5 protein-coding genes are annotated in these 4,567 nt (G+C 45.9%); all 5 read right to left on the bottom strand.

The genetic code is table 11. The features are described 5' to 3' along the window. Nucleotides 1-133: 133 nt before the first annotated feature. Nucleotides 134-805, bottom strand: coding sequence for an amino acid ABC transporter permease (locus C1E99_RS14045; RefSeq protein WP_014637448.1), 672 nt, complete (start codon nucleotides 803-805; stop codon nucleotides 134-136). 90 nt (nucleotides 806-895) lie between these two features. Further along, complete coding sequence (locus C1E99_RS14040) at nucleotides 896-1,771, bottom strand: transporter substrate-binding domain-containing protein (protein WP_105207830.1); 876 nt, start codon at nucleotides 1,769-1,771, stop codon at nucleotides 896-898. Between the two features lie 122 nt (nucleotides 1,772-1,893). Then, nucleotides 1,894-3,342 (bottom strand): amidase, encoded by a 1,449-nt coding sequence (locus C1E99_RS14035; protein ID WP_105207829.1) that lies wholly within the window; start codon nucleotides 3,340-3,342, stop codon nucleotides 1,894-1,896. Nucleotides 3,343-3,350: 8 nt separating this feature from the next. Further along, nucleotides 3,351-4,178 (bottom strand): lipoate--protein ligase family protein, encoded by an 828-nt coding sequence (locus C1E99_RS14030; RefSeq protein WP_105207828.1) that lies wholly within the window; start codon nucleotides 4,176-4,178, stop codon nucleotides 3,351-3,353. Between the two features lie 206 nt (nucleotides 4,179-4,384). Further along, on the bottom strand, nucleotides 4,385-4,567 hold a 183-nt coding region (locus tag C1E99_RS14025), incomplete at its 5' end, for a transposase domain-containing protein (protein WP_238146183.1).

Below are 4,567 nucleotides of genomic sequence, written 5' to 3'. Positions count from 1 at the left end.
AATCACCAACGTTTTCAAGAGCGCAACAACGGCCTTGCCCCTCTTGAAATGAGGAACAAGGCCGCCGCCTAATCTTTTATTATTTCATTGTCCACTTGACAGGGAGCTGTTCAGCCTAGGGCTTTTTCTTTTTTTAGTAGGTCGCCAAGCGTTTTTCCAAATGTACCTGTCCGACAGCATACAAGGTACAGATAACCCAATAAATAAGGGCCACACAGATGTAGACGGTCATATAGTCCGACTTGGCTCCGCCGACTATCTTGGCCTTATTGAAAATCTCTGGCACCGTAATCATAGCTGTCAGAGAGGTACTTTTTACCATGTCTAAGAGAACATTGCTAAGGGGTGGAAGGGCAATGCGAAAAGCTTGAGGAATGATGATTTTTCGGTAAATCACATTGGTCCGCAAACCCAGGGAACGCGCCGCTTCCCATTGCCCCTTATCAATGGCTGAAAGAGATGCACGAATAATTTCAGAAATGTAGGCACTGGACATGGAGGTAAAGGCGATGATAGAGGCTGTTATGGCATCTAACTGCAAGCCCATAAAGGGCAGACCAAAATAGATGAAGAAAAGAAGAACCATGAGGGGAATGCCACGCATGAGAGAAATATGGGTCATAGCCAACCAACGCAAGGGTCCAAACTTAGACATCCGCATGAGGGCTACAAAAAATCCGCAGAAAGTCCCCAAGGCAAAACCAATTAGGGATAGGGATAAAGTGTAGGGAAGTCCCTCCAAAATCTGTGGAATAGCCTCTCTTGCAATATCTGCATTAAAAACTGCCTGCCAGTTAATATCCATATCTTCTCCTCTTTCCTAAAAACCATATAGACCTTGCCAGTCTGGGACTGACAAAGTCTATACAAGATGCATTTAATTTGTTACGGGGTCCTATTCAACTTCGATAACTGGCAATTTATCAGCATTTTCAACAGGAACTGTCAAGTCTTGTCCTGCATAGTATTTCTCAGAAATTGCCTTCAAAGTTCCGTCAGCTTTCATTGCTTCAAGAGCTTCGTCAATTTTTTCTTTCAAACTTGTGTCAGCCTTGCTCATGACAATACCTTGTTCAGTTGGATTGTATTTTGCATCACCCATTTTTACCTTGATGTCTGGGAAGTTGGCATTGACCCATTTGATAGCCATCACTTGCGTGTAGTAGTCGTTTGGAATGAAGTCTGTACGACCTGTTGATACATCACGCAAATAGACATCGTTGGTTACGTTGTCATAGATCACTGGCTCTGCACCTTGCTTTTCAGCAATTTTCATGTACTGAGTACCTGCGCCACCACCAGCTTTTTTACCAGTCCAGTCGCTCAAGTCAGCTGCTTCGATTCCTGATGAACCATCTTCACGGACGATGTAGCCACCAACTGAATACTTGTAAGGGATAGAGAAGTTATACTTTTTCTTACGTGCTTCTGTCATGTCGAAGTTGTTAACAGAAATATCAACCTTGCCACTATCCACAGCTGTAAAGGCTTCTGCCACACCGATTTCTTGGTATTCGATTTCCAATTTCAAACGTTTACCAATTTCATTGATCATGTCAATTTCATAACCGACCAATTCTTTAGCATCATTGTAGTAAGAAGTTGGGAAAAGGGTACCTGGTGTTGCAACCTTCAAGACACCTGCTTCTTGTACTTTTTCCCATTGAGTCTGTTCAGCTGAAGAACTGCTAGTATTAGAACTTGAGCTCGAACATGCTGCCAAGGTCAAAGTAGAAACCAAGAGAGCTGAGGCCAAAACTTTTTTCAACATAAAACAATCTCCTTTGGAAGCGATGGCTTCCTTTTTACTTTTTCGGTGTTAACCCACCAACTTTTACAGGTTAACATTTTGGAAACGTTTTGGCAAATAATTGAACTGAAAAATGAATTCCCTTACAAGTTGAGTAAACCTGCTGCCTCCATTTGGTCTGCCAACTGCAAGAGTAAATCCTCTCGTCCCTTGGCTGCTGTCAATTGGATGCCGATTGGCAGGCCTTGGGGAGTCTGATAAGTCGGCAGGCTAATAGCTGGCTGTCCGGTGATGTTTGCCTGCTGGGTAAAGGGTGTCCAGGCTAGACTATCTGCAAACATCTCCCAAATCAAACTCTGCTGCTCTGCCATTACCAACTCCTGAATATGCAACAAGCGGTCCAGCATCTCTTGCGAGTGAGTGAACTGGTCAAGCTTGGGAGCCACATCTGCCACGGTCGGTGTCAGAAGGAGGTCGTAATGCTGGTGGAAGTCCGCCATTCTGGCACTGTAGCGGTCCCAATCCTGCAAGACCTTGGAGTAGAGTTTGGCTGGAACGTTCTGTCCACTCTGGTAAATGGCCCAGGTCATGACTTCCATGTCATCAGGTGTCATGGACCGACCCAACCCTGCCTCTATCTCTTCAAACATCTGGGCCGTCTCGACGCTGTTCATCAGATAATAGGCCTGCATGACTTCGATACCGTTCAGGATAGGACTTGATAGCTCTGTGACTTGGTGTCCCAAGGCTTCCAGCTGAGGCAGAAGGGACAAGACAGCCTGTTGGGCATCAGTGGAAACCGAACTACCAATTGGCGATTCTAGACTGTAGGCAATTTTCAGGGGCTTGTTCCTGGATGAAAAGAGAGCCTGCTCAGGCAGAAGAGCCAAAGGAAAGGGAGCCTCGACTTGATAGGTCTGCAAGTGATAGAGGAGGCGTTTGGTATCGCGAACCGACTTGGTCAGAGCAAAGTTGCTGGAAGCTCCCTGCCAGCCACGATAGGAATGTGGGCCGACCGGAATACGGCCCCGACTGGGCTTTAGACCAATCAAACCGTTGAAAGAGGCGGGAATGCGAATAGACCCTCCACCATCCGATGCGGCTGCCAAGGGGACCATGTTAGAAGCTACTGCTGCAGCTGCACCACCGCTGGAGCCACCTGCATTGCGGCTCAAATCTAGGGGCAGCTTGACTGGCCCATGAAGGCTGGAGTCTGATATATTCTTAAAACCAAACTCTGGCGTATTGGTCCGCCCCAAGATGATAAAACCGAGATTCTTGAAAGCCTGCACCAGTCTGTCTGTGTAACCTGCACGGTAATCCTGAAATAGACGTGAGCCTGCTGTTGTCAATTGCCCCGCTTCATTTTGCCCCAGATCCTTGAGCAAGAAAGGAACTCCAGCAAATGGCTTGCCCAGATAGTCTTCTTTCTCCGCTTCTTTCAAGGCTTCTTCATATTGCTTGCTGACAACCGCATTGAGGTCGGGATTGAGTTTTTCAATCCTGTCAATTGATTCTTGCACCAACTCCTTGGCAGAAACCTGTTTTTGATTGACAGCCTGGGCCATAGCTGTCGAATCTTTCCATTCCATAGTGCCTCCTAGATTCCATATTTTTCCATAGACTGCTTGATGGTCTTTCCGAGTGCCATAAAATCAGCCATATTGTCCGATGAGGGATAAAAATTGGACAACAAAGCCCCGTTTTCAATCAAGACACGCTCGATTCGTGTTTTCATATCCTCCACCGTCACATCCTGACCTACCAAGTCTGACAGATTGGCCATCGAATCCGGATTTACTTGAGGAAATCGGTCCGATACTTCTTGCGGAGCAAAACTTGCCGCATAAAAATCAGCCACCACTTGCCCTCGTTTGACTTGATTGCCTGACACACTGATATAGGCAGAAATAGCAATGGCCTCTTGGTAAATCCGCTGGGCCAAGCCAGCAAACTTCCGACCAGAGATACTGAGGTCGTAGGTCCCAGGACAGTAGGAAGTTGCCACCTCACCACTGACCACCTCGAAGGGAAAATCCGAAAGCGCCTGAGCAATCAAATCCACCATGACCTGATAAGACTCCCGCAAATCAACCTTGTGACCAGCAAGATTGGGCAAGATCAGAGTGACATTTAAAATCCCCTCATCCGCAACAACTGCCAAACCGCCCAAACTCCGAATAATAGGACTGTATCCCGCCTGACCAATACAGGCCAAGCCCTTGTCCAGCTGGGCAACCTGACTGTCCATCATCCCCAGAATGACCGTTTGGTCCATGGGCCAAAAATGTAAAATCCCTGTATTGGACTGACGATTGACCTCGCGCAAAAAGACCTCAGTCCACACCAATGGCCCCTGTTTCAAACCCGACAAGCCAGACCGATCTTCGTATTTTTTTATGGTCACATTCTCAACCCAAGATTTCATCCGTAAGCGTTCTCTTTCCTTTATTAAACTTATTTTATCACAAACATTTGAAGGGACTAGAAAATTTATCCCAAGATTATGTTAATACTCAATTAAAATCAAAAAAAAAAGCCATCTTCTAATCACTTTGGACGTTAAACGGTAACCGCCCAATAACAAAGTATATTGAAAAGGCTCCAAAGTCCTATCGACTCTGGAACCTTTTTCTATTTACATGCTCTCTTAATTTTTTCCTTCCATGGCAAATAAGCCTCCAGCACCTCCTTTTTTGCGAGTGTCTCCTCATTAGGTAAGTGTTCTAGAAGATAGTTCATATATTTTTCTGCATCAAGTCCGTGTCGCTTAGCTGTTTCTAAAAGACTCAAAATGACAGCTGTTGACTTGGCTCC

The sequence above is a fragment of the Streptococcus suis genome (genome assembly GCF_002964045.1).
GTDB classification, from domain to species: Bacteria; Bacillota; Bacilli; order Lactobacillales; family Streptococcaceae; genus Streptococcus; species Streptococcus suis_U.
The sequence above is the reverse complement of the archived record's forward strand: the minus strand, read 5'-3'. Positions and strand labels throughout refer to the sequence as shown.